We start from the raw sequence: 23,728 nt of genomic DNA, 5'->3' as shown, positions 1-23,728 counted from the left end.
TATCTTATATCGGCAAACATAAATTTTTTGTGAGTATTTTTATTGAAATACCATGTATTATAGTATTATAATAGGTTTAATGCTAAATCAAGGAAGCTTGCTTTTGGCATAAAAATTAAAACAAAGAGGTGAGAAAATGGAGAATGTATTTGATGTTCTAAAGGAGCGCGGATTTATCGCTCAAGCAACACATGAAGATGAAATCAGAGAGTTATTAGGGAAGGAGAAGGTTGTTTTTTATACAGGCTACGACCCGACTGCTGATAGCCTTCATGTAGGACATTTTCTACAGGCTGTAGCGATGCGTCATCTGCAACTTGCTGGTCATACGCCTATCGTTCTAATAGGCGGCGGCACTACAATGATAGGGGATCCGTCTGGCAGAACAGATATGCGTCAAATGATCACCCCTGAAACTATAAAAGAAAATGGAGAGCGCTTTAAAGCTCAGCTAGGCAGATTTATAGATTTCACAGCAGATAACGCAATCATGGCAAACAACGCTGACTGGCTGATGAATTTGGAATATATCCCTTTTTTAAGAGAAATAGGTATGCATTTTTCAGTTAATAGAATGCTTACTGCAGAATGCTTTAAATCTAGAATGGAAAAAGGTCTATCCTTCTTAGAGTTCAATTACATGATTATGCAAGCATATGACTTTTTAGAGCTAAATAGAAGACATGGATGCGTTATGCAACTAGGCGGAGACGATCAGTGGTCTAATATCATAGCTGGAACTGACCTTATAAGAAGAAAAGAGGGTAAGCAAGCATACGGAATGACCTTTAATCTTCTAACTACATCAGACGGCAAAAAAATGGGTAAGACTATGGCTGGTGCAGTATGGCTAGACAGAGAAAAAACTACTCCATATGAGTTTTTCCAATACTGGAGAAATATAGAAGATGCCTCAGTTGAGAAATGCCTAGCACTGCTTACCTTCCTTCCTATGGATGAGGTAAGAAGACTAGGAACTCTTGAAGGCTCTGAAATAAACCATGCAAAGGAAGTTCTTGCTTACGAGGTTACTAAGCTAGTGCACAGCAAAGAAGATGCTGATGCTGCAATGGAAGCTGCAAGAGCATTATTTACTAACAACAACGCTTCTGCAAATGCTCCTACTACAGGATTTGAACTAGCTAGACTAGAAAGTGGAATAGCTATATTAGATGTGCTTAAAGAAACTGGCCTAGTTCCATCTTCAAGCGAAGCAAGAAGACTTATCTCTCAAGGCGGTATCTCAGTTAATGATATCAAGGTAGAGGCTATAGATTTTAACGTAACTGCTGATATGCTAAATGACGGGGTGCTGATGATTAAAAAAGGCAAAAAAACCTACCATCAAGTAAAAGCAATATAATCCTCATTGCTTATTGGAATACAGATTTTCAATACAAAGAGAATACCTTGCTTTATCCAAAATAAAAAAAGAGTTTTGGTCTTAACCCTCCAAAGCTCTTTTTCTATGCTTAGATTTCTTCTTAATATCAATCCCACATTAATTTATACTTATATTAAACTCTGTATGTTAAAACAAATGGATAAGATTCTTAATAATTTTAAAAAAGCGCTTGCCAAAGTTTTTTTGCAGGAGATGGCATTATTGCTACATCAACTAGCAAGCCTTTTTCCATAGCCATTACTTTTCCTGCTTCTACTGCTTCATTTACAGCCGCAACGTCACCTGTGAATGTAAAATACGCCTTTCCTCCAAGTCCACTGCCAAGTCTAAGCTCAAGCGCTTGTATTTCAGCTGTTTTAAGCGCAGCGTCTGCCGCCATAATCATAGAAGCCATAGAAAAGGATTCCATAACCCCTAGGGCTCCGCTTCCATCTGGAAGTGTAGTTGCTGTTATGGCTGGAAATACAGCCGGATGAACATTTGCTAATATAAAGCTATCTACTAAGTATTCCTCAGAAGCTCTTACTCCAGCATTTATCGAGCTTTCAACTGCTGCTACATCGCCTTGAATTATCGCTATATATTTTCCTGGGCATACTGGAGTTGCACTTACGACTTCAATATTTGCCGCCTTAATCATCATATCAGTTGCATATATGCCTTTCGCAATGCTGGTAAGCTCTATCATTCCAATTGAGTTACTCATAATCTCCCACCTTTATCGCTATAGATTTTTCATCTACCTTTACTACCACCCCGTCTATACTAGCATGAATAGCTGCCCCTAGTGAATTTTCTGGAATCACAGCTATCAGCTGTCCTTTTTTCACTTGCTCTCCAGCGCTTACTATAGGCTGTGATGGCCTTCCTATATGCTGACTCATAGGTATTTCAACGTATGACGATTTGTATTCATCAAAATCAAGAGGTGCTGGTCTGTCATAATCATGAAGCCCTAGTTTGAAAATGAGGCGTTTTGTAGGTATCAATCTAAAATCCCTTGCCACCCTCGGAGTAAATTCAGTTTTAATAGGCTCATATCTTATTCCCTGTTCCTGAAGCTTCTTTTTATATATTACGTTTACAGCTCTTGGGTGGATGTTTACTGGGCAAGCAAATAGTTCGCATACGTTGCACTCACAGCATAGCTGAGAAATATCCTGCTCACTTATATCCTTTAGCTGATAGCCAAGAGTTCTCATCATCTTATGAGGCTGCATATTATGTCCCAAAAGATACCTAGGACATAAATCCGTACACATTCTGCACTGCTCACAAGCAGTTCTGCTAACAACGCTAGCTCTTTCTAAACTCACTGTTTTTCTTTTAATTAGAAAATGGTCTTTCTTCAAAAGAATATAGCCCTTGCTTTTTTTATTTACAAAGCCATCTATATTTTCCATCACAGGTCCCATCATAGGACCACCATCTATTACTGCGTAGCTATCTATATCCTTTATGCCTGCTTTTTCAAATAAGGCTCTAATTGGCGTGCCTACTGGAACCTTGAGCGTCACAGGATTTTCTATGTCCCCAGCTATAGTCAAATAGGTATCTGTTACTGGAAGCTGATTTATGGCATTGTAAATATTTAATGCAGTTTCTGAATTTATAACTACGCACCCTACTCTAAGTGGTATTCCTAGCTCTGGCACTATTTTTTTTGTAAACTCATATACTAGGACATGCTCATCTCCAGCTGGATATACATCCTCAAGAGGAGTTACCTTTACATACTCAGTTAAGTTCAAAGCTTCTATTGCTTCATTTAAAATTTTTATTACTTTTTTATGCTTATTCTTAATTCCTATGATTGCTTGTGACGCCCCTACTTGTTTTCCTGCTGCTTCAAAGCCCAATATGATTTCCTTTGGGTAAATCTCCATAAGCTGCTGATCCACTCTTAGTAGCGGCTCGCATTCAGCTGCGTTTAGAAGGATGTACTCAGCTTTTTCTGTGAGCTTTGCATGAGTTGGAAAGCCAGCTCCTCCTGCTCCTACTATCCCTGCATCTTTTACTATTTGCTGTAAGTCCACTTTTTTCACCTCTGCTTTTTTACCTTGCTAAAAAATGCAATCCTCATCTATAATCCCAACTATGACAGCATCTACTGGCACATCGTCTTTGCCTAGCATCTTTCTTGCTGAGCTTCCACCACAAATCAACACTCTCTCTCCTATACCAGCTCCTATAGTATCTGCAGCTATGATATACTTGCCAGATTCCTTGCCCCCTATAGCTTCTATGAGCATGAATTTAAGGCCTTTTAGAGAATCCGATTTTCTCGTAGCCCAAATATTATCAATTACTTTTCCGGCTATCATCTTACCAGCTCCTTTTATTCCATTATTTCCTGAGTACAATTAAGTGCAATTCCAAGTGGTGTTACGAATAAAGGATTTTTAGGTTTTATTGTAGGTATCTTAATATAATTCTCAATCATTTCTTCTATATTATTAAAGCAGCATGTTCCTCCAACAAGATATACTTCACTTACATCGTGGTTTTTAATATGGGTATTTATTATGGATGAGACCTTGTCAACCACTGGCTTAATTACAGGAGTGAGCTCTTTGTGATTTTTCTCATCTCTTTTGTAGGTGTCAGCTTCTTCAAAAGGCATTTTATATGCCCCTGCTATTACTAGGGAAAAATGCGTGCCTCCTGTAGGCTCATCAGCCACATATATAACCTTTGAATCCTTAAGTATAGAAATCCCTGTAGTTCCGCCGCCCACATCAACTATTGCTCCATCGCTTATTTTAAGCACTGCATTTGCAGCTGTAGGCTCATCTAAAAGTGCAGTAAGTTCGAATCCCGCTCCCTGAACTACATGCTTTATCGCTCCAGAGTCAAGACTCGTGGTCCCTGGTGGAAGCGCTGCTGCTGCATAAACAAGCTTCGCATCTAGCTTTTCTTCTATTTCATTTTTTAATTCTCTTACTATTTTTATTGCTCCCATGTAATCCACTACCATTCCATCTTTGACTACGGAAGCTCTTCTATAGGCTCCAGCAACTGGTTTTTTATTTTCATCGAGCACTGCAAGCACTACATATGCCGTACCCAAATCCACCCCTGTGTAGTATACAGAGGATTTTTCTTTTTTAGGACAGCTTATCACTTTTTCAAATTCATCTACTAGCTCGTCGCAATAGGAAAATATTTCAAGGCAAGAGCTCATAAGCCCTCCTCCTTCCTGATAGGATTTATGAGAAAAAGGCAGGATATTATCCTTTTAATTAGCTAAACGCCAAACCTTTTACTCTATAAATTTTTAAGCTTTACTGCTCACTCCAATTTGCCGGATATGTTACATACATAAACCTAACAGTGGAAGGAGTAGCAAATACTATCTCTGAATCCTTTGGAATAAAAATAATATCGCCCTTTTCCCCTCTTATGGTTTTATCCTTTAACCTGATTTCAAGAACCCCATCTATCACATAATCTATTTCATCGTATTTAAGCGTCCATTCAAAAGCAGAGTTATCCATTTCCATCATGCCACAGCCTAGTCTTGGACTTTCGTCAAGGCTTAGTACATCCTTTAAATAAACCTTGTCATTTATATGACCTGTGTCAAACTTCTCACACACTACCTTTTCTGCTTTAATAGACATTATGCCAGTCTTAGGATCAATATCCTTTTCAAGCTCTGGCATTTTGGCTGCCATAAGCTCTCCTACTACCTTTCTAACTAAAGACTCTAGTACCTTTTCATCTAGATTCATAATACCCTCCTGACAGAGTTTACTCTGAAATCACATTTGGCTGCTCTATTGCAGGCTCTTCTATTTTATTTTTAGGAGTAATAAAGCTAGCTAGAATTACAGCTGTTATACCAGCTACTAATTTTCCTGCTACCATAGGGAAAATCATATCCTTGTTAACTCCAGCAGTAAAGCCCAAGTGATCTCCAAATACAAAAGCCGCACTTACTGCAAAGGCAACGTTTAAAACCTTACCTCTTTCATCCATATCCTTCATAAGTCCAAACATAGGTATATTGTTTGCAAGAGTAGCAACCATACCCGCTGCTGCTACATCTCCCATGCCAAGAAGCTTTCCAACTTGCATTAGAGGCTTATTGAACACCTTGGTGATAAAATGCACCAGAGGAAAAGCTCCAGCAAGTGTAATCGCAATTGAACCAACAATTAAAATACCATCTTGAATAGGCGCCATTCCAGGGATAAGCACTAGCTTTCCTCCTGTCAAGGTCTCAACTATAATCGCTGCAGTACCAATGGTTATAACTACTACTACGCCCTGTCCAAATACAGTAAAGCCTTTTATCATTTTTTCTGGTATAAACCACAGTCCAACAGCAAGCAGTGCTGAAACTATGATGATTGGAACTAGATTTTTAAGTATCATAGTCAAATCAAAGCCTGCAACTAGTCCTCCAACAAAGCATCCTATAGGTATAGTAATCATACCTGCAAGAACACCCTTTGCTAGATATTTATGATCTTCCTTTTTAATTATTCCTAGAGCTACCGGTATTGTAAATACTATTGTAGGTCCCATCATAGCTCCTAAAATCAGCCCTGCAAACAGACCTGCTTCTTCCGTCTTTGCAAGCTGCATAGCTAGAGGATAGCCTCCCATGTCGTTTGCAAGAAGCGTAGTTGCAAACATCGCTGGGTCAGCTCCCAAAAATACATACACTGGCTCTACTATAGGTCTTAGTACATTTGCAAGCACAGGAGCAAGAGAAACTACCCCTACCATTGCAATAGCAAGTGAGCCCATAGCCATAAAGCCTTCGTCAAATTTTTCCCCATAACCAAATTTATTTCCAAAAATCTTATCTACTGCTCCTACTACCATGAAAACAATCATGATATACAGGATGATTTCATTAATGCTTGGCATTGCAAAACCTCCCTTACTCATCCGTTTTTATATCTGGTGTTGAGTTTATTTTGCTCCAATTTTTTTAACCAGTAGCTTTAGTAATGCTTCATCTTCTACGTTATAGTCATTTTTTAGTATACATTTTATTCTGTCTTCTAACGATATTTCGTCTGAAGATTCAGAAATTTCTTTGTAGACTATAGCGTAATTTCTTTCTCTGACCTCATCCTTTGCTCCAGGAGTCAGTATCATATCTGGCCCCATCACTAGGCTACAGGTTTTTGCATCTAGGTACTCATTTATGTTTTTCTTAGTAATGAGTATTTTTTTCATTTCATCACTCCTTTGCAGTGCCTTAGGAGACTTTATTACACTCTTTTTAGCTCTATCCTTTTTTCTTTAATAAAATCTACAGCTAGAGGAGTCAATATGCTAGCTTTAGGTATATTGACTATCTTAGACTCTGATTTTACTAGCTCCTTAATCATTTCCTCAGATATAAGCTTTTTTTCTATAAAGCACTCTTTAAGCTCACTGCTAGTTTCCTCTTTAACTAGAGGCTTATTTTCCAGCTTGATTCTTTCAGAATAAAACACTATTCTTCCTCTGCTATCTGGTCTATGGCCAACAGCATTTGCCTCATCAAAATCTATATGCATAGCAAGGCTGTATTTATCACTGACTCTCACCAGTACATCATCAAATATCAGAGGTCTATCTCCTTCAACTCTTACCTTTACTAAATCCTTGTCCTTCACTCCTCTTAAGACTGCATCTTTAGGAGTCATATGAATATGCCTCTTAGCAATTATAACTCCTTCAGTAAGCTCAATAGCTCTGCCATTGGCACTGATTATAACTCCTGCACTTCCCTTTGTGTCTCCAGAATCACGAACAGGAGGATTAATCCCAAGAACTCTAGCATCTGTAAGAGACAGCTCTATTTGAGTATTATTTCTAGACGGCCCAAGAACAGCTATATTTTGAAGCACTCCCTTTGGCCCTATTAGAGTTACCCTAATATCAGCCTGATACTGTCCTGGCTGAGAAAGCTCCTTTTTTATTCCTATTTCCTGATCCTTGAAAAGTGCCTCAAGATGTTCCTTACTAAGGTGGATATGCCTTGCTGAGACTTCTACTTGAAACGAATCATCAAAAGCTCCAGTTTGGACCTTTTCATCAGGTGAGGCTTCAAGAATAGAAGAATCTTTATTAAAATCTAGCTCTTTCATGATTTTTAATATGAGCTCCTTCATCATTTCTTCATTCATCGCTTATCACCTAGCTTTCATTTCTCATAGGTTGCTTTTAGCATTAATACATACACAGCACTGCTAAGTCTATTGAGATTCATCATTATATCTTTTCTATCTACGGTATTTTCCTTTCTAAACGCTCTTAGTCCCTCTATCTCAAGCTCTCTTAGCCTAGTTCTTAGAATATTTAAAAGCAGTACATCTTTATCCTCTTCTCCTGTTAAAATAAAATGGCCATTTCCAAAATATTTCTTAGGATTATGAGATAGCTCCCTTAACTGGGCCTGATCCATCGAGAGCATAGAGAATTCTTCTAAATGCTCTCCTAAAACCTCTGCACGCATCATTTTTCTAAGATGCAGATATATTTCCTTTAGACCTGCCTTAATCTGCTTTTTTGAATCATCTATAAGGCTAAGTGTGTAGAGCGCCTGAGCTTCAGTTGAATCCAGCTTACCTCTAAAAGCGATTCTTTGGTGATCTTTGTATACCAGTTTGTTTCCTTCAATTTGAGTCATAAATTCTGGTTTTTCAGAAAACCAAGCCCCTGTATAATAACAGACATATTTTTTGGATATTTTATTTTCATCTGCACTTTTTACAGGAGCTTCATCCCATTTAGAGGCTACTTTATCATTCACTGCTTTTTCATCATCGGAGTAGATTAATTCTATTCCTTTGGTTTTGAGATATTCTGAAGCTGAGGGAGTGAGTTTATCACCTTTATTTACGGCATAGACCGTAGCAGTTTTACTTTTTAACTGAGTCCTTAAGGCAGATTCTGTAATTACTGCCATAAATCCACACCTCCCTTTATGCTTACCTTATTAAAAGCTATTCAGCTTGAGGTTTAGTCTGAGGAAGGATAGACTCTACTTCCATATGTGGTCTTGGTATTACGTGTACTGATAGTAGCTCTCCTACTCTATCAGCCGCTGCTGCTCCTGCATCTGTAGCTGCCTTTACAGCTCCTACATCTCCTCTTACCATAACTGTAACTAGTCCTCCACCAACAAGCTCTTTTCCTACCAAGGTAACGTTAGCTGCTTTTACCATTGCATCTGCTGCCTCTATTGCTCCAATAAGACCTTTAGTTTCTATCATTCCTAATGCGTTAGCGTTTGCCATTTTAATTTCCTCCTCATCAATTTAAATATAAAATTAGTGACTAAGCTGTTTCATCAACAAATCCACAACTGTCTTAACAAGCTTTTCAGTATCATTTATTTGGCTTATATTTGGTGTCTGGCATGAGCTATTAACAAGCTCTCTTGGCTTTAGATCCTCTGCTTCACTTTTGCCATATGCTAGGCGCCTTATATTTATTAAGTTCATAGGGCTCACATTGTCTGAGGTAGCACTTCCTCCTACAGCACCGCATCCTAGGGTAAGAGCTGGCGCAAGGTTAGTGGTTGCTCCTATTGCTCCGTGAGTAGTAGGAGAGTTTACAATTATTCTAGATGCTGGCTTTCTAAGTGCAAACTCCATGATTATATCCTTGTCGTTTGAATGGATTCCAAGAGTATGTCCCATTCCTCCATAATCAAGTAGCTCTATGCACTTATCACAGCCTTTTTTCCAATCATCCTCTACATAAAAAGCAAGGATAGGCGATAGCTTTTCTCTAGAAAATGGATAGCCCTTTCCTACTCCAGTTTCTTCAGCAATTATTATTTTTGTATTCTCTGGCACTTCTATTTTTGCCATATCTGCGAGCTGGCTTGCAGTTTTACCTACTATCTTTGCATTCAGACTTCCATATGGCGTATCTATTATTTTTTCCATTTTGAGCTTTTCTTCTTCGTTTACGAAGTAACAGCCTTGATTTATAAATTCTTTCTTAACTTCCTTGTAAATTTCTCTTTCAACTACTACAGCTTGCTCTGAAGCACATATTACTCCGTTGTCAAAGATTTTTCCAGCTATTATTCTGCTAACAGCCATTTTGATATCAGCAGTTTTTTCAATAAAGGCAGGTACGTTTCCAGGACCTACTCCAAGCGCTGGAGTCCCTGAGCTGTAAGCTGCTCTTACCATAGCTGAGCCTCCTGTAGCGAGTATAAGAGATACATCCTGATGCTTCATAAGTGCATCTGTCGCCTCCATAGTCGGAACAGATATACAGGATATCAAATCCTCAGGAAATCCATTTTTCTTAAGAGTCTCTCTTAAAATATCTACCACCTCCATAATGCAGCAAAGCGCTGCTGGATGTGGGCTAAAAATAATGGCATTTCCTGCTTTTAGCGATATCAAAGCCTTGTATATAGCTGTAGAGGTTGGATTAGTGGATGGCACGAGTCCTGCAATTACTCCAAAAGGCACACCTATTTCCACAATACCATGCTGCTCATCTTCATGAATCACGCCTATGGTCTTCATATTTTTGATGTATTCATGTAGTATTCTGCTGGCGAAAACATTTTTTGTAGTTTTATCCTTTACGTTTCCATAGCCAGTTTCAGATACTGCCATTTCTGCTAATTTCACTGAATTTTTTTCAGCTGATTTTGCAAGCTCATCCACTATGAAATCCACATGAATCTGATCATATTCACGAAACATCTTTTGAGCGATTTTTGCTTTTTTTACGAGGTCTCTTACAATCTGCAAAGAACGTAAATCCTTGTCCATTTCATATTCCAAATGATTGTCCTCCTCTCTTTAGCAATTACTATTCTTTTGTCATAGGTTTGGTTTTATAATATTCTATCAATCCGTCAATCAGCTGTTGCTTATTAGCAAATTTGATTTTTTTATTAGGTATTGGAAAATTATCCAGCTTTCTAACATAGTTTCTAAGCAGTACCACCTTCATTGTGTAAAAATGTTTCGGAAGCTTAAATTCTGGTTCTGAAGTTTCAAGCTTGTCAGCTTCCTTTATAGTTTCTATAGCCTCATCAGAATTTAGCTTAGGAACTATTTTGTAAAGCTCACTATCTGGTCGAGCTATTACATGAGAAGATACATAGACTCCCAGAGCCTTGCACTTTTGGACTCCTGCATCAACTGCAGCCTTTACCGCACCTACATCTCCTAGAAGCTGAACAGTCACTAGGCCTCCTTTGACCTTTTCAACTGCACTCAGCTCTACATAGGCTGCTTTTACTGCTGTATCCGCAGCTTCTATAGCTCCTATATATCCATAGGTTTCTATCAGTCCTAAGGCTTTATTTTTCATGGGCCTTCACCGCCTTAAGTTCTTATTAGAACTTTGTAGGATTCTCAGCTACAAACTTCACAGCCTCTGCAAAAGCATCACAAGCAGCTTTACAAGCAGATTGGCTTCCAGTTAACAGTCCTCCTCCAAAGTTAGTTTCAGATGGCGGTCCATAAAAGGCAGCCATTCTTACATCTGCAGCCTTTAGCGCTGCATCAAGAGCGTACATAGCCTCAAGTGGTGGTGCAATAAGATAAGCTATTGCTTCGCCTTCTTGTATACCTGCCACTTCAGAAAGGTAGCTTCCTGTTCTTGATATGCAATAAGCATAATAAGCTATGGAATCATCGTCATTTGCACTTGTGAAGGATACTCCACTTTCTATAAAATCCACTATGGCATTAAGTCCGCTTTTTACTTCAGCTGGGTTAGGACCTGAAATTATTCCTATTACTTCTCCAGCTAGCTTAGTGTTGGCATTTGCAGCCCCTCCATAGAATGATTTTGCATACACTACCTTTACATCAGCTTTTTTAGTAGCTTCATCCAAAGCAGTATAAGACACATCGTCGCAGTCAGCTGTAAACATACCTATACTTTTATGCCCCTGAGGAAGAGTGAATTCTCTTACCATTGATTCATCTACATTTGATATAACTTTCATGCTCAGTATAGTCGTCTTTAGAGCATCATTTTTCATGGTCTTAGCCTCCTTTTACAATTTTAAATCTACACCACTGGCTTTGTTTTCTAATATTTTTTTCAAAATATCAGCTATATGTGCTCCAGCCTCAGAAGATGGCGTTCCACTTTTGTGAATATTTGAAACTACTGTTCTCTTTGCCTCTGGTATACCTGGGTATGCTTTATAGGTCATATAGCAGCTCATACTTTCTCCTGTTGCAAGACCAGGTCTTTCTCCTATAAGCACGCAGGTTAATTCTGCTCCTACTGCCTCAGAGATAGCATCCATAGCTCCTACTCTGCCGTATTTTACAAAGAATGGAGTTCCTACATCTATGCCGTAATCTTTAAGCCCTGCCATAATAGCTGGAAGAGTGTTCTTCACATTGGCTTCTATAGCTGTAGAGCTCAGTCCATCTGATACATAAACCTGAACCTTAGGATTTTTCTTACATTTTTCTTTGATGATATTTATATTTTCTTCATCAAATACTCTTCCTAAATCAGGTCTTGTAAGATATTCATCCTTATCCTTGCATTTGGTCTTTACAGAAAACAATCCAAGCTCTGCTGGAAAATCCTCTGGAACATCGTTAAACACTGCATCCATAGCCACAGCATGGTCAGCTCTGAATCTGAGCATGGTTTCTGTTGTGTATCTACATCCCGCTCTCCAAACTCCCACTCTAGCAGGAGTCTTTGCTTTTAATTTCATATATTCTTCTTTGTTTTCTGGGTTTGGTACATAAAATATCTCTTGGATAGGCTTTGCTGTTATATCCTTAATATCTGAATCGTCTATATTATCTTCTATCTTTGGAGAAGCAGAAGACATATCATTCAGGTTAGAATTTTCCTTTGCATATTCAGTCATAACCTTTTCAATCAAGCATTTTAAATCTTTTTCTGAAATCATAGTTCCACCTCCTATTTTTTCAAGAATATCGAAGCATCCCCAGCTCTACTGCTGAGTTTTCCATTTTCAGTGATTCCCATCTTTTCCATCCATGCTGCGAATTCCTTTGTAGGAGAAAGATCGAAAAGTTCTCTAAGACTAGGCGCTTCATGGTAACCTGTACACTGATAATTCAGCATGATATCATCGCCAGCAGGTATTCCCATGAAATAGTTACAGCCTGCAGCTGTCAAAAGCACAGAAAGACTTTCAATATCGTTTTGATCTGCTTTCATGTGATTTGTATAGCAAGCGTCTACTCCCATTGATATTCCTGTAAGCTTGCCCATGAAATGGTCCTCAAGTCCAGCTCTAGTAACCTGCTTACTGTCATAAAGGTATTCAGGGCCTATAAATCCAACAACTGTATTTACTAAAAATGGCTTAAATCTTTTAGCAAGTCCGTAGCATCTAGCTTCCATAGTAACCTGGTCTGCTCCATGATGAGCTTCAGATGAAAGCTCAGAGCCTTGACCTGTTTCAAAATACATCACATTTTCACCTGATGCAGTTCCATATTTAAGCGCCAATTCTCTTGCTTCTTGAAGCATATCTGCTGTGATTCCAAAAGCTTCATTTCCCTTTTGAGATCCTGCTATACTTTGGAAGATAAGGTCAGTAGGCGCACCTTTTTTTACACTTTCCATAACAGTAGTAACATGGGCCAAAACACATATTTGAGTTGGAATTTCCCATTTATTTTTTATATCATTAAAGAGATTGAGTATTCTCGATACATTATCCACAGTGTCGTCAACTGGATTTAGACCTATAACCGCATCCCCAGCTCCATAGCTCAAGCCCTCATAAGTAGAGATTGCTATCCCATCTAGGTTGTCAGTTGTGTGGTTAGGCTGAAGCCTAATTGATAATGTGCCTGGAAGTCCTATAGTGGTGTTACAGTGTGCACTTACTCTTATTTTTTTAGCTCCTAAAACGAGGTCCATATTTGACATAAGCTTTGCTACAGCTGCTACAACTTCGCTTGTTAAGCCCTTGCTGATTCGCTTTATCTGCTCTCCTGTAGTGTTATTATCGAGGATCCACTCTCTAAGCTCGCTAATCGTCCAGTTTTGGATTTCCTTGTAAATGCTTTCATTTACATCATCTTGGATGATTCTCGTAACTTCGTCCTCTTCATAAGGAACCACAGGATTATTTCTGATGTCAGACACCAGAAGATTGGAAAGTACTTCTTTTGCTGCGACTCTCTCAAGATGATCTGCTGCAGCTACTCCTGCCAGAACGTCGCCTGACTTTTCTTCATTAGCTTTAGCCAGAACCTCTTTGATAGAGGCAAACTGATATACGCTTCCAAACAGCTTGGTTTTTAATCTCATGCTTTTCACCTCTCATTAATAGTTAAAAACTAAGGTTTTTATAACAACGGGCAGTACAGAACCATTTCCAATGGGCTTACCTATATCTATGTAATCTCCACTAGAAACTTTGATTCCATCTATACATACTACCTCACGCTGTTTGTTACTAAGCTTTCTCGATATGGATTGACCAAGCACCTTTGCCATGTCATTTTCGATGACCACTATCACTTCTTCGCCATGAGGATAAAACTCCTCCCAAACCTTGGCAATTACTTTTGAAATTGAAGTCACCTTTTCGAAACTCACATTCCTCTCGCCTTTGAGAAAAAGTGCCACCTTTTGTTTTTGTGTCTCAAGACAGTACCATTGCAGTTTTGCCATGATAGCCTTTTCCAGTTCTTCCTCGTTTACTCTCTCCTCCTTTTCAGTGATTTCTATGATAGGTATATTTTTTAGCGGCAATGCTGCTGATTGTGAATAGCTTATTGTACTGCCGCTTATGTCCATAGTCTGTGTGCCTGCTCCAACTACTGTAGCCATTATAGTTTCCTCAGGCATTATTACCTTTGAAGCAAACTCATTTAAAATAGCTTTTATCTCATAGCCAAGCAGGATTCCAATATCTCCAAATTTATATAAATCTGTTTCGGCTTGGTTGTTGTAAATGTAATCCGCAACTCCACCTGTAAAGCTCACTCTATCTATCTTGTAATCCAGTCTGAGAGCCGTGCTCTTTGGACTTAAGGTGAGCTCAAGTAGTCTCGACCTAGGCCTAACTCCTGAAACTTCGAGTAAAATTTCAGCCATGTATCTGCATATCTTTCTAATTACTTCATCTGGATATTTTTTACCTTTTTCTATGTTTATATTTACTTCTTTGCAAATATCAGCAAGCTTTGGACTTATATACTCTACAAGTCCAGATTTATCAAATCTAAGCAGTCTTCCTCCTAAATCTAGGCAAGTAGTGTCAATAGGCTCCCCTTGGCTAAACACAGCTATATTTGTAGTGCCTCCTCCTATATCGAAGTTTGCAACTATATCGTTGTTTTCATAGGATAGCTTTGCTGCTCCTGAGCCTTTTCCAGCTATTATTCCTTCTAAATCCGGACCTGCTGTTGCAACTACAAACTCTCCTGCATATCCAGAAAGCACCTTGCTTATATTTTGAGCATTTTCTTTTCTAGCTGTTTCTCCTGTTATTATTACTGCTCCACTATCTATATCATCTGGATTTATTCCAGCGTTTTTATATTCTCTTTCTATTATTTCCTTTAAAGCCGTTTCATCTATTTCTGTATTTGAGCGAAGAGGAGTGAAATGAATCTTGCCTTTGTAGAAAATTTCTTTTCCTACAATTTTGAATTCAGGTACTCTAGCTCCTGATGACATATTTTCTATGGTTATATTAGAAAAAATCACCTGAGTAGTCGTAGTTCCTACATCTATTCCCACACTGATTAAGGTCTCCTTCATAACTCCCCTCCTGCTTTATTATCTACATTTATTGATTATTTCTATTTCAACCTGAGTTCCAAAAGGCGAAGATGAAATTTCAAAGCTTCCATCTAGCTTTTCAACCACTAACCCCTCTACTATATTTAGCCCTAGCGACCCTGCAGGTCTTTCAGTTTTGTCAAATCCTACGCCATCATCAGCTACTATAATTTTCGAATACAGCTCATCCTTTTCTATATGTATTCTGATATTTCCTTCTTTTCTGTTTGGGAAAGCGTATTCCATACAGTTTTGAACGAGCTCATTTACAGCTAGAGCTATTGATGTAGCTTTATCTGAATCTATGCTGAAATTATCTCCAGTAATTTCTACTTTTATATTGGTAGAGGGCTTGGAATTATAATAAATTGTATTTTGAACTAGATTTGTAAGAATATCCTTAATATCTACGTCATCTACACCATTTTGAGCTAAAAGCTCGTGAGTAACAGCAATACTTAAGACTCTATTTATACTCTCTGAGAAAGCTTTTTTTGCTTGGTCATCGGTGATTCTTCTAGACTGCATCCTCAGAAGCGAGGCTATAGTTTGAAGATTATTTTTTACTCTATGATGAATTTCTCTTATTGCCACTGATTTTAATATCAGCTCTTTTTCTCTATTTCTAAGCTCTGTCATATCTCTAATAAGAACCACTAGGCGCTGGTCATCATCCTTGTTTTTTAAAACTGAGTACTGAACATTCAAGTTTAGCTTCCCAATATGGATTTCAGGCACTTCCATATAGGTAGTCTCAGTGACGTCCTTAAAGGTTTTTTCATCTAGGGCAACATTGTCAAAATGCATTCCTATGATGTCATCCTTATAGCCTATCTTTTTATAAATGGATATAGCCATAGGATTGGCATAGATTACTACTCCCTCTTTATCAAAAATCATAATTCCATCAGTTACGTAGTTTGTAATATAGTCTATCTTGTGCTCTTCTCCTCTATTGTGAAACATAAGAGCTTGAGTAAGCTGCTGAGCTGTCTCAGATAGAATTTCTATATTTCTTCTTTCCGCAAAATCCTTTGTGGCATCTTTTTCCACAATCAAGGTTCCAACTACCTTATCCCCGTTTTTAATAGCAGTTACGCTTTGCTCTATAGGTATGTTTTCCTGACTTATACCCTTTAGCTCTCTTGTGGTGAGTCCCGTATCCATAGTTCTAAGTACAGCAGGCTCGTTTTCTCTCAAAGCAAATTCGCCTACTACGTTTTTCTTGTATAATGATTTTTTCTTTTTCGCTTCAGCCACAACTATAGCTGTATCAGGCTCTCTCGTCATACAGTCTATAAATACATCTCCATTTGTAACCTGAGATATAAGAGGCAGAAATTCATTTACATTGTAAAGCAGCTGTATGTCGCTTTCGTTAAGGGTTGTGAATTTTTCGCATAATTTTCTTATCAAGTCTCATCATCTCTTTTCATCGAATATAGAAGCTATATGACTGCTAAACTGCAACTGTCTCAGTTTTTACAATAATTTCTGCTAGCGTCCTTAGACTACAGCGTTTTTTCATGCTCATATTTCTGAGCATACAGTAAGCTTCTTCTTCAGAGATTTTTTCTCTATGCATTATTATGCCCTTTGCTTTTTCTATGATTTTTCTATCTTCTAGCTTTTTCTCCAGTTTCTCTACTTCACTTTTCATAGCTCTCATTTCTTCATTTCTGCTAAGCGCTACTTCAATAGCCGGGATTATAGATTTTTCATCAATAGGCTTTATAAGATAATTCATAACCCCTACTTTTTTTGCCTCCTCTACGTATTCCTTGTCGTTATAAGCAGTCAGCAGCACTATGCAGCCTGCGATATTCTCTTCCATAATTATCTTTGAAGCCTTTATTCCATCTAGTATAGGCATCTTAATATCCATGATTACGAGATCTGGTCTATGCTTTCTACATAACTCAATACAGTCAAACCCATCTGAAGCTTCTCCCACTACATTGTGCTGTGCTTCCTTGATAATTTCTGCTATGTCCATTCTGGTAATAAGCTCATCTTCGGCGATGAGGATATTTTTGGATATCATTTCAGAACTTTCTTTCATGAGTTACACCCCTTCTTCAAGTAAGTAGTTTTTTAACTCTTCAATTGTCGTAAGATTCTTTGAGCTTGTATAGTAGATTTTCTTAACTCCTGCTTTTTCAAGAAATTCCACTGCTCTACAAAAATCCTTCTTTTTGTCTATCTTTGTTACTACCCCAATTACCTCTCTGTTAAAAGCACTTGCGAATTCAGGTGGAAAAATAGATGAATCCTCTTCTGAATCTATGACGAGCACTACAGAGTCAACATCGTAGGAAGTAAGCAAAATAGCTCTATATAGTCTAGGATTTTCTATATATTCTCCTGGAGTATCGATTAAGTTATGTAGTCTTTCTATAGATTGAGTTTTTTTTGCGTTGCTTTTTCCATATAAAATATTATGAATAAGCGTTGTCTTTCCGCTTCCGCTTCGTCCTATTATCATTACTTTTTTCAATTTTAAACAACCCTTCCCATATAAATTACGTTCTGGTTATCGTTGTAGGCGCAAAGCTTAAAATATTAAAAAGACCATTTATAATCTCACTAAGTGCTGATTCCACGCTTGCTACATCACCAGTGATTAGCAGTGCTCCACTGAATCTATCTATGAATCCAATATCTATTGATGCTGCCTTACTTGCTATATCAGCAGCTATTATCGTTCCTTCGGCTGGAGTTATGGTAAGGATGCCTATAGCTCCTTTTTGATGCTCATCTAGTCCTAATTTTTTATATACCTCTGGTTTGGGATTTGCTATAACGTGAGCTATAGTTATCTGCTTGCCCGGAACATATTCTTGTATTATTCTCGCTTTATCCTGCATGAAAGCCCTCCCGCCTTGTTAAATCACAATAAAAAAAGAGACATAAAAACATAAGCTGTTTTTAGCCTCTTTGCTAGTAAACATTGACTTCATGTGCTACACGCCTATGTGGAGCACTCACAAAATTTTACTTACCTAATTTTACCATCACAAAGTCAATTCATCAATACTTAAAAGAAAAGTTTTTTGAATATTTTGATTTATCTTATATTATTCTGTAACTGCTGGTATTATAACTGTTACAGTGGTTCCTTCTCCTAGCTTACTATCTATATAGAATTTTGCATCGTGAAGCTTTAGTATCTCGTCTACTATAGAAAGTCCCAGCCCACTTCCTGCCATGGTTTGATTTCCTTTATAGAATTTTTGAGTTACATTTGGAAGATCTTCTTTTGAAATACCTAGCCCTGTGTCTATAAATCTTATTATGATTTGCTCATCCTGACCTTCTGCTTCTATCTGAACACTTCCGCCAGCTGGAGTAAACTTAATTGCGTTTGCTAGAAGATTTATAAAGACCTGTCTTAATCTATTTTCATCTCCCATAATCATTGTATCTTTACCTATTTTATTGCAGCTTAATGTTATATGGGCAGCTCTTGGCTGCAGCTGTCTATATACTTGCTCGAGCACGTGTTTTGGATTAATTTTTCTTTTTACTACTTTCATCCTGCTGGATTCTAGTCTAGAAAAATCCAAGAGCTCTTCAACCATATCCTTTAGTCTATCTGCTTCTCCAGATATGATTCCAAGTCCCATGCCTAGAGCTTCATTTTGAGATACAGACTCCTCCATCATCAAGGTCTCACTCCATCCTTTTATAGATGTAAGTGGTGTTCGTAGCTCATGTGATATAGATGAAATGAAATCCTTTTTAATTTTATCTGTTTTTAGTATTTCTTCAGCCATATAGTTCATAGTTTCTGTAAGCTGACCTATTTCGTCATCGTAGATTTTCTTGGCTTTTTGGTCGAAATTACCTTCTGCCATGCTCTTTGCTACTACATTTAGTTTCATTATAGGGTTTACTATAGATTTTGAAATAATCAAAGCTAAAAGCATGAAAAATATTATAACCGTTGCGCCGAGCGCTAGTCCACCGAGAATGTAGTTTTTTACTTCCCTATCGACCTTTTCCATAGATACAGTATAGCGTATCACTCCATCTATCTGGTTGTATTTTAGAAGAGGTCTAGATGCAGAGAGCATCCTTTCTCCTGTCATTTCGCTGTAGCTTTCATATATAGTTATTTTGTTGTTAAAGGCATCATTTATATCATCAGTTTCTAAAACTGAAAACTCAGACAAGCCATTTGAATCCATAACTACTATTTTTTCTTTATTTAAAATTTGAACTAAAAATTTATTGTCATAAGAGGATATATTATTTTCAAATAGGAATTTAGCTTTTTCTTCTACTGATGAATAAGTGAAGTATCTGTTTAAAAATTCTGCAGATATATTAACTCTATCCTTTAGAATCTGCTCCACACCTCCATAATAGTAGTTTTGGACAAAGGCAACAAATAATACCTCTAAAACCACTACCGTAGCAATTACTATCGCTCCAAAATTTATAATTATCCTGCTTCTGATACTGGATTTAAATCCCATCCTCTTCCCACCTATATCCATATCCCCACACTGTCTTTAAAAACCTAGGCTCAGCTGGGTCATCTTCTATTTTCTTTCTGATTCGTCTCATATTTACATCGACTACCTTTAAATCTCCAAAATAGTTTTTTCCCCAGATTTCGTTTAATATCTGGTCTCTGCTTAGAGATTTCTTTGCATTCTTTAAAAATAGCTCTAATATTTCAAACTCCTTAGGAGTCAGCTCAATTTCTTCATCACCTTTGTAAAATTTTCTATCAGATAGATTAAGAGTAAAAGGTCCGCTTTTTAATACATCTTGTTTTTCTTCTATGTGATTGCTTGTAAGCCTTCTAATCAGAGACCTTATTCTAGCAACTAGCTCTGTAGGGCTAAAAGGCTTGCTAATATAATCATCTGCTCCATACTCAAGTCCTAGCACCTTATCCTGCTCATGAGTTCTCGCCGTAAGCATAATTACGCCCATCTGAGGATTTTTTTCTCTAAGATACTTAAGCACCTCAAATCCATCTATTCCAGGAAGCATAACGTCAAGAATAGCCACCTTAATATCTGGATTGGCATTATACAGCTCTATAGCCTGCTCTCCAGATTCTGCTTCTATAACTTCATAGCCTTCTCTTTTTAAGTTAAGAGTAACAAAACTCCTTATTGCATATTCATCCTCTAATACCATTAATTTCATACTCTATATCCTCCTAAATTCCGCTTGGTTTAGTAACATTCGAAAGATTTAAAATATCTGACCTCATCTTGATATACTGCTCTTTATCTTTTCCAGTGAGCTGATTTGAAAGGTCTTCTACCTTGCCTCCAGTAATATCGTCATTTGTTTCAGAAATTATTTGAAGCACCTCGTCAGTTTCCTGCCATTTTGTCTTGTTTATCATTTTAATTTCAGCCAATTTATAAGCTTTTTTATCACTAGCTATAAAATTAATTTCAATCTTATCAGAGGTTTCATTGCCAGTGATGCTGTAGTTGTTTTCAAAGCTGTCTGGAATTTCAAACAAAAAGCTCATCTTGTAATCTTCGTATATCTGCTTGACAAGGCTCATAGTAGAATCCTTATTTATCTTATAATAGCTCTTCACCCATGGTTTTAGAGGATCATATAGCTGGTCGTTGTCAGGAGGAGAAAAAGGTATACCAACCTCCATTATTCCATCAGAGTCTACATCCTTAGTCTGAACTGGAAATGACTTATCACTAAGCTTAAACCCTTTATAATCTTCGATGTCTTTTATTTTTTTATCCTTAAAGAAGAAAATATCTGTACGCCCTTCATAAATTCCTGAAAAAGAATCTACAAAGATTACTTCCTCATCATCATAGATATTTCCTATCGCTATAGAGTAGGGATCTACTCCTTGAGGAAATATTTTCTCATCTATTCTAGATACTTTGTTTCCCGCCACTCTCATCATTCTAAGTCTATTTTCTATCATTTCTTCATTTTGATATAAAATGGCTATCTCATAGCTATCGTCCTTATCTAAATCTCCTAGCGCCATCCCAGCATAAGGCATTTCCAATATAGGAGTGACCTTATTATCTTTAAAGCTCAGTATTGTGAGCTTTTTCCCATAGCTAATGGACTCATCAGAGTAGGTTCCCAGCACTATTTCTTTATTCTTGTCATTATCTAAATCTAGTACCTTAAACTGAAGTATATCAAAAGAGTTTAGCTTGATATCTGAAATTTTTTCCCATTTATCTCTTTTATTAGATAAAATTAGCATTCCCATAAGCTTAGTATTTTTATCCTTATAAAAAGCTATCATCTCTAATTGACCATCATCGTTTAAATCTATAGGTGAAAATGCCATCTCCTTGTCTACTCCATCTAGATTTGGAAGAGCTGTAGTAGTACTATCCTCAGGCAAGAATTTTTCAAGAGCTTCCTTCATGGATTGTTTTTCCAGATTCAGTTCAGGTGGCTCTATCAATTCCTCTGGCGTGGCTATATTTGTACAGCCAGTGAACACTAGCGCAACTGCCATTGCCAGTAATACGGGCTTTATTTTTTTCACATTCTTTCCTCCATAACATTCGGGGATTGTTTTATCACTTATACCACTATAAGGTTTTTACAAAAAAATGTATTTACAAAAAAATTAAGTCTAAAATCAGACTTAATTTTGAGTTTACTTTTTTGAATTTACACCTAAAGCAACAAGACCGCAAAAAATAACTGGTCTTAATATTGCTTGTTCTAAAGAAAAATTAGTGCCTTGAAGCAAATATATCACTGGAATAAGAGCAGAGGCTCCTAGAAATATATAGTAGCCCGTCCTAAAGCCTCTGAGCATCATACCTATGGATATTAAAATCATAAGATAGCAGATAAAAAAGACTGTACCATAAATTCCTAAATGATAAGCAATAGAATTCCAAGCCGTAATATAAGGTATCAATGTCACAGTATACATAATGAACATAATGCAAAGAACTATTTTAAACCACAATGGGTTAGCTAGCTTCATAATTTAATTATCCTGCCTTTCTAATATTTTCAGGAAATAGCAATTACTAGGTTACCTTGTCTGGACAAGGTGATTTTTTTATAAACTCACTCTGATATAATTTTATGAATAATACAGTGGCAACTAAATAAAGAGCTACTGTGAAATAATAAGGCGTGTTGTAATCATATCTATGCATTATGTAGCCTCCTATTGCGATTCCTATAGCTCTTGTAAGGTTGCTCGAAAGAGACATAAGGCTAGAAAGGTTGGCTCTATCTAGTGGATGCACTAGGTTCATACCTAGATTTTGGATTATGGGTGTTCCCATATTCATAAGAGACGAGCGCATAAAGAAGGAAATCGCAACAAACATTATGCCTTGAGGAAATGCTATGGATATCAAAAATGGTATGGAAAACAGCTGGCATACCACTACTGACTTATGCTCTCCTAGTTTCTTTGCCATCAACGGTATGAGCATGCCACCTAAAACACATCCAAATTGAGAAAAGGACAGTATCCCACCTACTACTGCATCTTGAATATCTAGAGCATATTTAAGATAGATGCTGAAAAAAGGAACTACCATTCCAGCTCCCATTCCTATTACTGCATTAAATATTAGAAAATCTAAAGCACTGCGATTTGCTAAAATATTTTTATATCCGACTAGGTACTGACCTAGGTTTCTTCGCTTTGTTATCTGGTTTTGTTTTATTGTTAAAATCGGAATGAAGGACACTATTGCAAATGCTCCACCTAGTGCTATAACTGCTAAAATCGCTTCTATATACGGTATCTTTATAGAAAGGTAATTCGCCAGTAGTCCTCCAAGAAAATTTGCACTTGTGAAACCCGCATTCATAACAGTAAAGTTAAGACTAAAAACAAGCACCCTTTGAGATGCAGAAGAGTTTTCGCTCAGAAACATAGCCTCTCCAGTGCTCTTCATCGAAAATCCTAGTCCACTTAGTATGCCTGAAAATATAAGCAGATATGGATTCACTGTATTTCCCATAAGCGCAAAACCCAAAAACACAGCTAAAGAGCCTAGCATGAAGCTTTTTTTGCTTCCAATTTGTCCTATCAGAAAAGCTCCTACCAGAGAAAATAGTGCTGTTGATAAAGTATGCACTGAAAGCATATTCCCTACAAAGTCCTCTGCATATCCACTTTCTTTTAGAAAAATCCCCACGTACATGCTGAATACTCCAGCAGAAAATGAAAGCAAAAAATTGGCTGTCAAATAACTTTTTATGTTACTGCTGAGTTTTTCCTTCATCACCGATGTCCCCCGTTTTGTACTAGAACCTTTATAGTCTAGTTATCATCATCAGGCAAAATTTTCATATCAAATTCATCTGCTGGCATTACTTCCTGCGGTACTTCCTCTTCAGGTAATATCTCATCTTCCTCTTTATCTTCTTCTTTTTCATCGTCCTCTAAAATAGGCTGATTTTCATTGTTGCTTTTATCATCAAGTATTTCCTCAGCGGCTTTTTCATCAGCAAACCCAGCTTCAGGACTGAGAAGCTTGGCACTTTCTATCAGCGATGGCAAAAATAGCACAAATGCAATTACTAGAGTTGCTATAATAAAAATTTTTACATTTTCATTCATGTGCATCATCCTTC

Annotated in this window: 26 protein-coding genes and 1 pseudogene; 1 reads left to right on the top strand and 26 read right to left on the bottom strand. The window is 37.4% G+C overall.

Going from position 1 to position 23,728, the window contains the following annotated elements; all coding sequences use genetic code 11:
* The first annotated feature begins 136 nt into the window (after positions 1–136).
* Complete coding sequence (tyrS, locus tag CLOST_RS01475; protein WP_013360485.1) at positions 137–1,363, top strand: tyrosine--tRNA ligase; 1,227 nt, start codon at positions 137–139, stop codon at positions 1,361–1,363.
* Positions 1,364–1,562: 199 nt separating this feature from the next.
* Here tyrS and CLOST_RS01470 read toward each other — a convergent pair whose 3' ends face one another.
* The 26 genes and pseudogenes from CLOST_RS01470 to CLOST_RS01345 form a co-directional block, all read right to left on the bottom strand.
* Positions 1,563–2,111, bottom strand: a complete 549-nt coding sequence (locus CLOST_RS01470) for a BMC domain-containing protein (RefSeq protein ID WP_041487067.1) — start codon at positions 2,109–2,111, stop codon at positions 1,563–1,565.
* Positions 2,104–3,441: a 4Fe-4S dicluster domain-containing protein gene (locus CLOST_RS01465; protein WP_013360483.1), complete on the bottom strand. Its 1,338-nt coding sequence runs from the start codon at positions 3,439–3,441 to the stop codon at positions 2,104–2,106. The genes CLOST_RS01470 and CLOST_RS01465 overlap by 8 nt, the downstream gene beginning before the upstream one ends.
* A 27-nt stretch (positions 3,442–3,468) precedes the next feature.
* Positions 3,469–3,729 (bottom strand): EutN/CcmL family microcompartment protein, encoded by a 261-nt coding sequence (locus CLOST_RS01460; RefSeq protein WP_013360482.1) that lies wholly within the window; start codon positions 3,727–3,729, stop codon positions 3,469–3,471.
* A 14-nt stretch (positions 3,730–3,743) separates the two neighbouring features.
* The gene (eutJ, locus tag CLOST_RS01455; RefSeq protein ID WP_013360481.1) at positions 3,744–4,589 is read right to left on the bottom strand and encodes an ethanolamine utilization protein EutJ; all 846 of its coding nucleotides are present in this window, start codon (positions 4,587–4,589) and stop codon (positions 3,744–3,746) included.
* 100 nt (positions 4,590–4,689) lie between these two features.
* On the bottom strand, positions 4,690–5,139 hold the full coding sequence (locus CLOST_RS01450) for a cupin domain-containing protein (RefSeq protein ID WP_013360480.1): 450 nt from the start codon (positions 5,137–5,139) through the stop codon (positions 4,690–4,692).
* A gap of 19 nt (positions 5,140–5,158) precedes the next feature.
* Positions 5,159–6,286, bottom strand: coding sequence for an ethanolamine utilization protein EutH (gene eutH / locus CLOST_RS01445; RefSeq protein WP_013360479.1), 1,128 nt, complete (start codon positions 6,284–6,286; stop codon positions 5,159–5,161).
* Positions 6,287–6,331: 45 nt separating this feature from the next.
* Complete coding sequence (locus tag CLOST_RS01440; RefSeq protein WP_013360478.1) at positions 6,332–6,601, bottom strand: hypothetical protein; 270 nt, start codon at positions 6,599–6,601, stop codon at positions 6,332–6,334.
* Positions 6,602–6,636: 35 nt separating this feature from the next.
* The gene (pduL, locus tag CLOST_RS01435; RefSeq protein WP_013360477.1) at positions 6,637–7,539 is read right to left on the bottom strand and encodes a phosphate propanoyltransferase; all 903 of its coding nucleotides are present in this window, start codon (positions 7,537–7,539) and stop codon (positions 6,637–6,639) included.
* Between the two features lie 17 nt (positions 7,540–7,556).
* The gene (locus tag CLOST_RS01430) at positions 7,557–8,321 is read right to left on the bottom strand and encodes a cobalamin adenosyltransferase in ethanolamine utilization (protein WP_013360476.1); all 765 of its coding nucleotides are present in this window, start codon (positions 8,319–8,321) and stop codon (positions 7,557–7,559) included.
* Between the two features lie 37 nt (positions 8,322–8,358).
* Complete coding sequence (locus tag CLOST_RS01425) at positions 8,359–8,652, bottom strand: BMC domain-containing protein (protein ID WP_013360475.1); 294 nt, start codon at positions 8,650–8,652, stop codon at positions 8,359–8,361.
* Between the two features lie 33 nt (positions 8,653–8,685).
* Positions 8,686–10,170: an acetaldehyde dehydrogenase (acetylating) gene (locus CLOST_RS01420; RefSeq protein WP_013360474.1), complete on the bottom strand. Its 1,485-nt coding sequence runs from the start codon at positions 10,168–10,170 to the stop codon at positions 8,686–8,688.
* Between the two features lie 265 nt (positions 10,171–10,435).
* Positions 10,436–10,705: pseudogene (locus CLOST_RS14280) on the bottom strand (BMC domain-containing protein); the annotation flags it as partial.
* A gap of 25 nt (positions 10,706–10,730) precedes the next feature.
* Positions 10,731–11,384, bottom strand: a complete 654-nt coding sequence (gene eutL / locus CLOST_RS01410; protein ID WP_013360472.1) for an ethanolamine utilization microcompartment protein EutL — start codon at positions 11,382–11,384, stop codon at positions 10,731–10,733.
* A 15-nt stretch (positions 11,385–11,399) separates the two neighbouring features.
* Positions 11,400–12,284: an ethanolamine ammonia-lyase subunit EutC gene (gene eutC / locus CLOST_RS01405; RefSeq protein ID WP_013360471.1), complete on the bottom strand. Its 885-nt coding sequence runs from the start codon at positions 12,282–12,284 to the stop codon at positions 11,400–11,402.
* Positions 12,285–12,295: 11 nt separating this feature from the next.
* Positions 12,296–13,663 carry an ethanolamine ammonia-lyase subunit EutB gene (locus tag CLOST_RS01400; protein ID WP_013360470.1) on the bottom strand — a complete coding sequence of 456 codons (1,368 nt, stop codon included), beginning with the start codon at positions 13,661–13,663 and terminating at the stop codon, positions 12,296–12,298.
* Between the two features lie 15 nt (positions 13,664–13,678).
* Positions 13,679–15,124 (bottom strand): ethanolamine ammonia-lyase reactivating factor EutA, encoded by a 1,446-nt coding sequence (gene eutA / locus CLOST_RS01395; RefSeq protein WP_013360469.1) that lies wholly within the window; start codon positions 15,122–15,124, stop codon positions 13,679–13,681.
* Between the two features lie 18 nt (positions 15,125–15,142).
* Positions 15,143–16,561, bottom strand: coding sequence for a sensor histidine kinase (locus tag CLOST_RS01390; protein ID WP_013360468.1), 1,419 nt, complete (start codon positions 16,559–16,561; stop codon positions 15,143–15,145).
* Between the two features lie 43 nt (positions 16,562–16,604).
* Positions 16,605–17,207, bottom strand: coding sequence for an ANTAR domain-containing response regulator (locus tag CLOST_RS01385; protein ID WP_013360467.1), 603 nt, complete (start codon positions 17,205–17,207; stop codon positions 16,605–16,607).
* Positions 17,208–17,210: 3 nt separating this feature from the next.
* Positions 17,211–17,642 carry a EutP/PduV family microcompartment system protein gene (locus tag CLOST_RS01380; RefSeq protein ID WP_013360466.1) on the bottom strand — a complete coding sequence of 144 codons (432 nt, stop codon included), beginning with the start codon at positions 17,640–17,642 and terminating at the stop codon, positions 17,211–17,213.
* Between the two features lie 25 nt (positions 17,643–17,667).
* Entirely contained in the window at positions 17,668–18,012 is a 345-nt protein-coding gene (gene eutS / locus CLOST_RS01375) for an ethanolamine utilization microcompartment protein EutS (protein WP_013360465.1), read from the bottom strand.
* A 210-nt stretch (positions 18,013–18,222) separates the two neighbouring features.
* Positions 18,223–19,626, bottom strand: coding sequence for a sensor histidine kinase (locus CLOST_RS01370; protein WP_041487066.1), 1,404 nt, complete (start codon positions 19,624–19,626; stop codon positions 18,223–18,225).
* Positions 19,616–20,311, bottom strand: a complete 696-nt coding sequence (locus CLOST_RS01365; protein WP_041487065.1) for a response regulator transcription factor — start codon at positions 20,309–20,311, stop codon at positions 19,616–19,618. The genes CLOST_RS01370 and CLOST_RS01365 overlap by 11 nt, the downstream gene beginning before the upstream one ends.
* Before the next feature lie 13 nt (positions 20,312–20,324).
* Complete coding sequence (locus CLOST_RS01360; protein ID WP_013360462.1) at positions 20,325–21,659, bottom strand: hypothetical protein; 1,335 nt, start codon at positions 21,657–21,659, stop codon at positions 20,325–20,327.
* A gap of 114 nt (positions 21,660–21,773) precedes the next feature.
* Positions 21,774–22,112 (bottom strand): hypothetical protein, encoded by a 339-nt coding sequence (locus CLOST_RS01355; RefSeq protein ID WP_013360461.1) that lies wholly within the window; start codon positions 22,110–22,112, stop codon positions 21,774–21,776.
* Positions 22,113–22,158: 46 nt separating this feature from the next.
* Positions 22,159–23,376 (bottom strand): MFS transporter, encoded by a 1,218-nt coding sequence (locus tag CLOST_RS01350; protein WP_013360460.1) that lies wholly within the window; start codon positions 23,374–23,376, stop codon positions 22,159–22,161.
* Between the two features lie 38 nt (positions 23,377–23,414).
* The gene (locus CLOST_RS01345; protein WP_013360459.1) at positions 23,415–23,714 is read right to left on the bottom strand and encodes a hypothetical protein; all 300 of its coding nucleotides are present in this window, start codon (positions 23,712–23,714) and stop codon (positions 23,415–23,417) included.
* Positions 23,715–23,728 lie beyond the last annotated feature (14 nt).

The sequence above is a fragment of the Acetoanaerobium sticklandii genome (assembly GCF_000196455.1).
Taxonomy (GTDB): domain Bacteria; phylum Bacillota; class Clostridia; order Peptostreptococcales; family Filifactoraceae; genus Acetoanaerobium; species Acetoanaerobium sticklandii.
The sequence above is the reverse complement of the archived record's forward strand: the minus strand, read 5'-3'. Positions and strand labels throughout refer to the sequence as shown.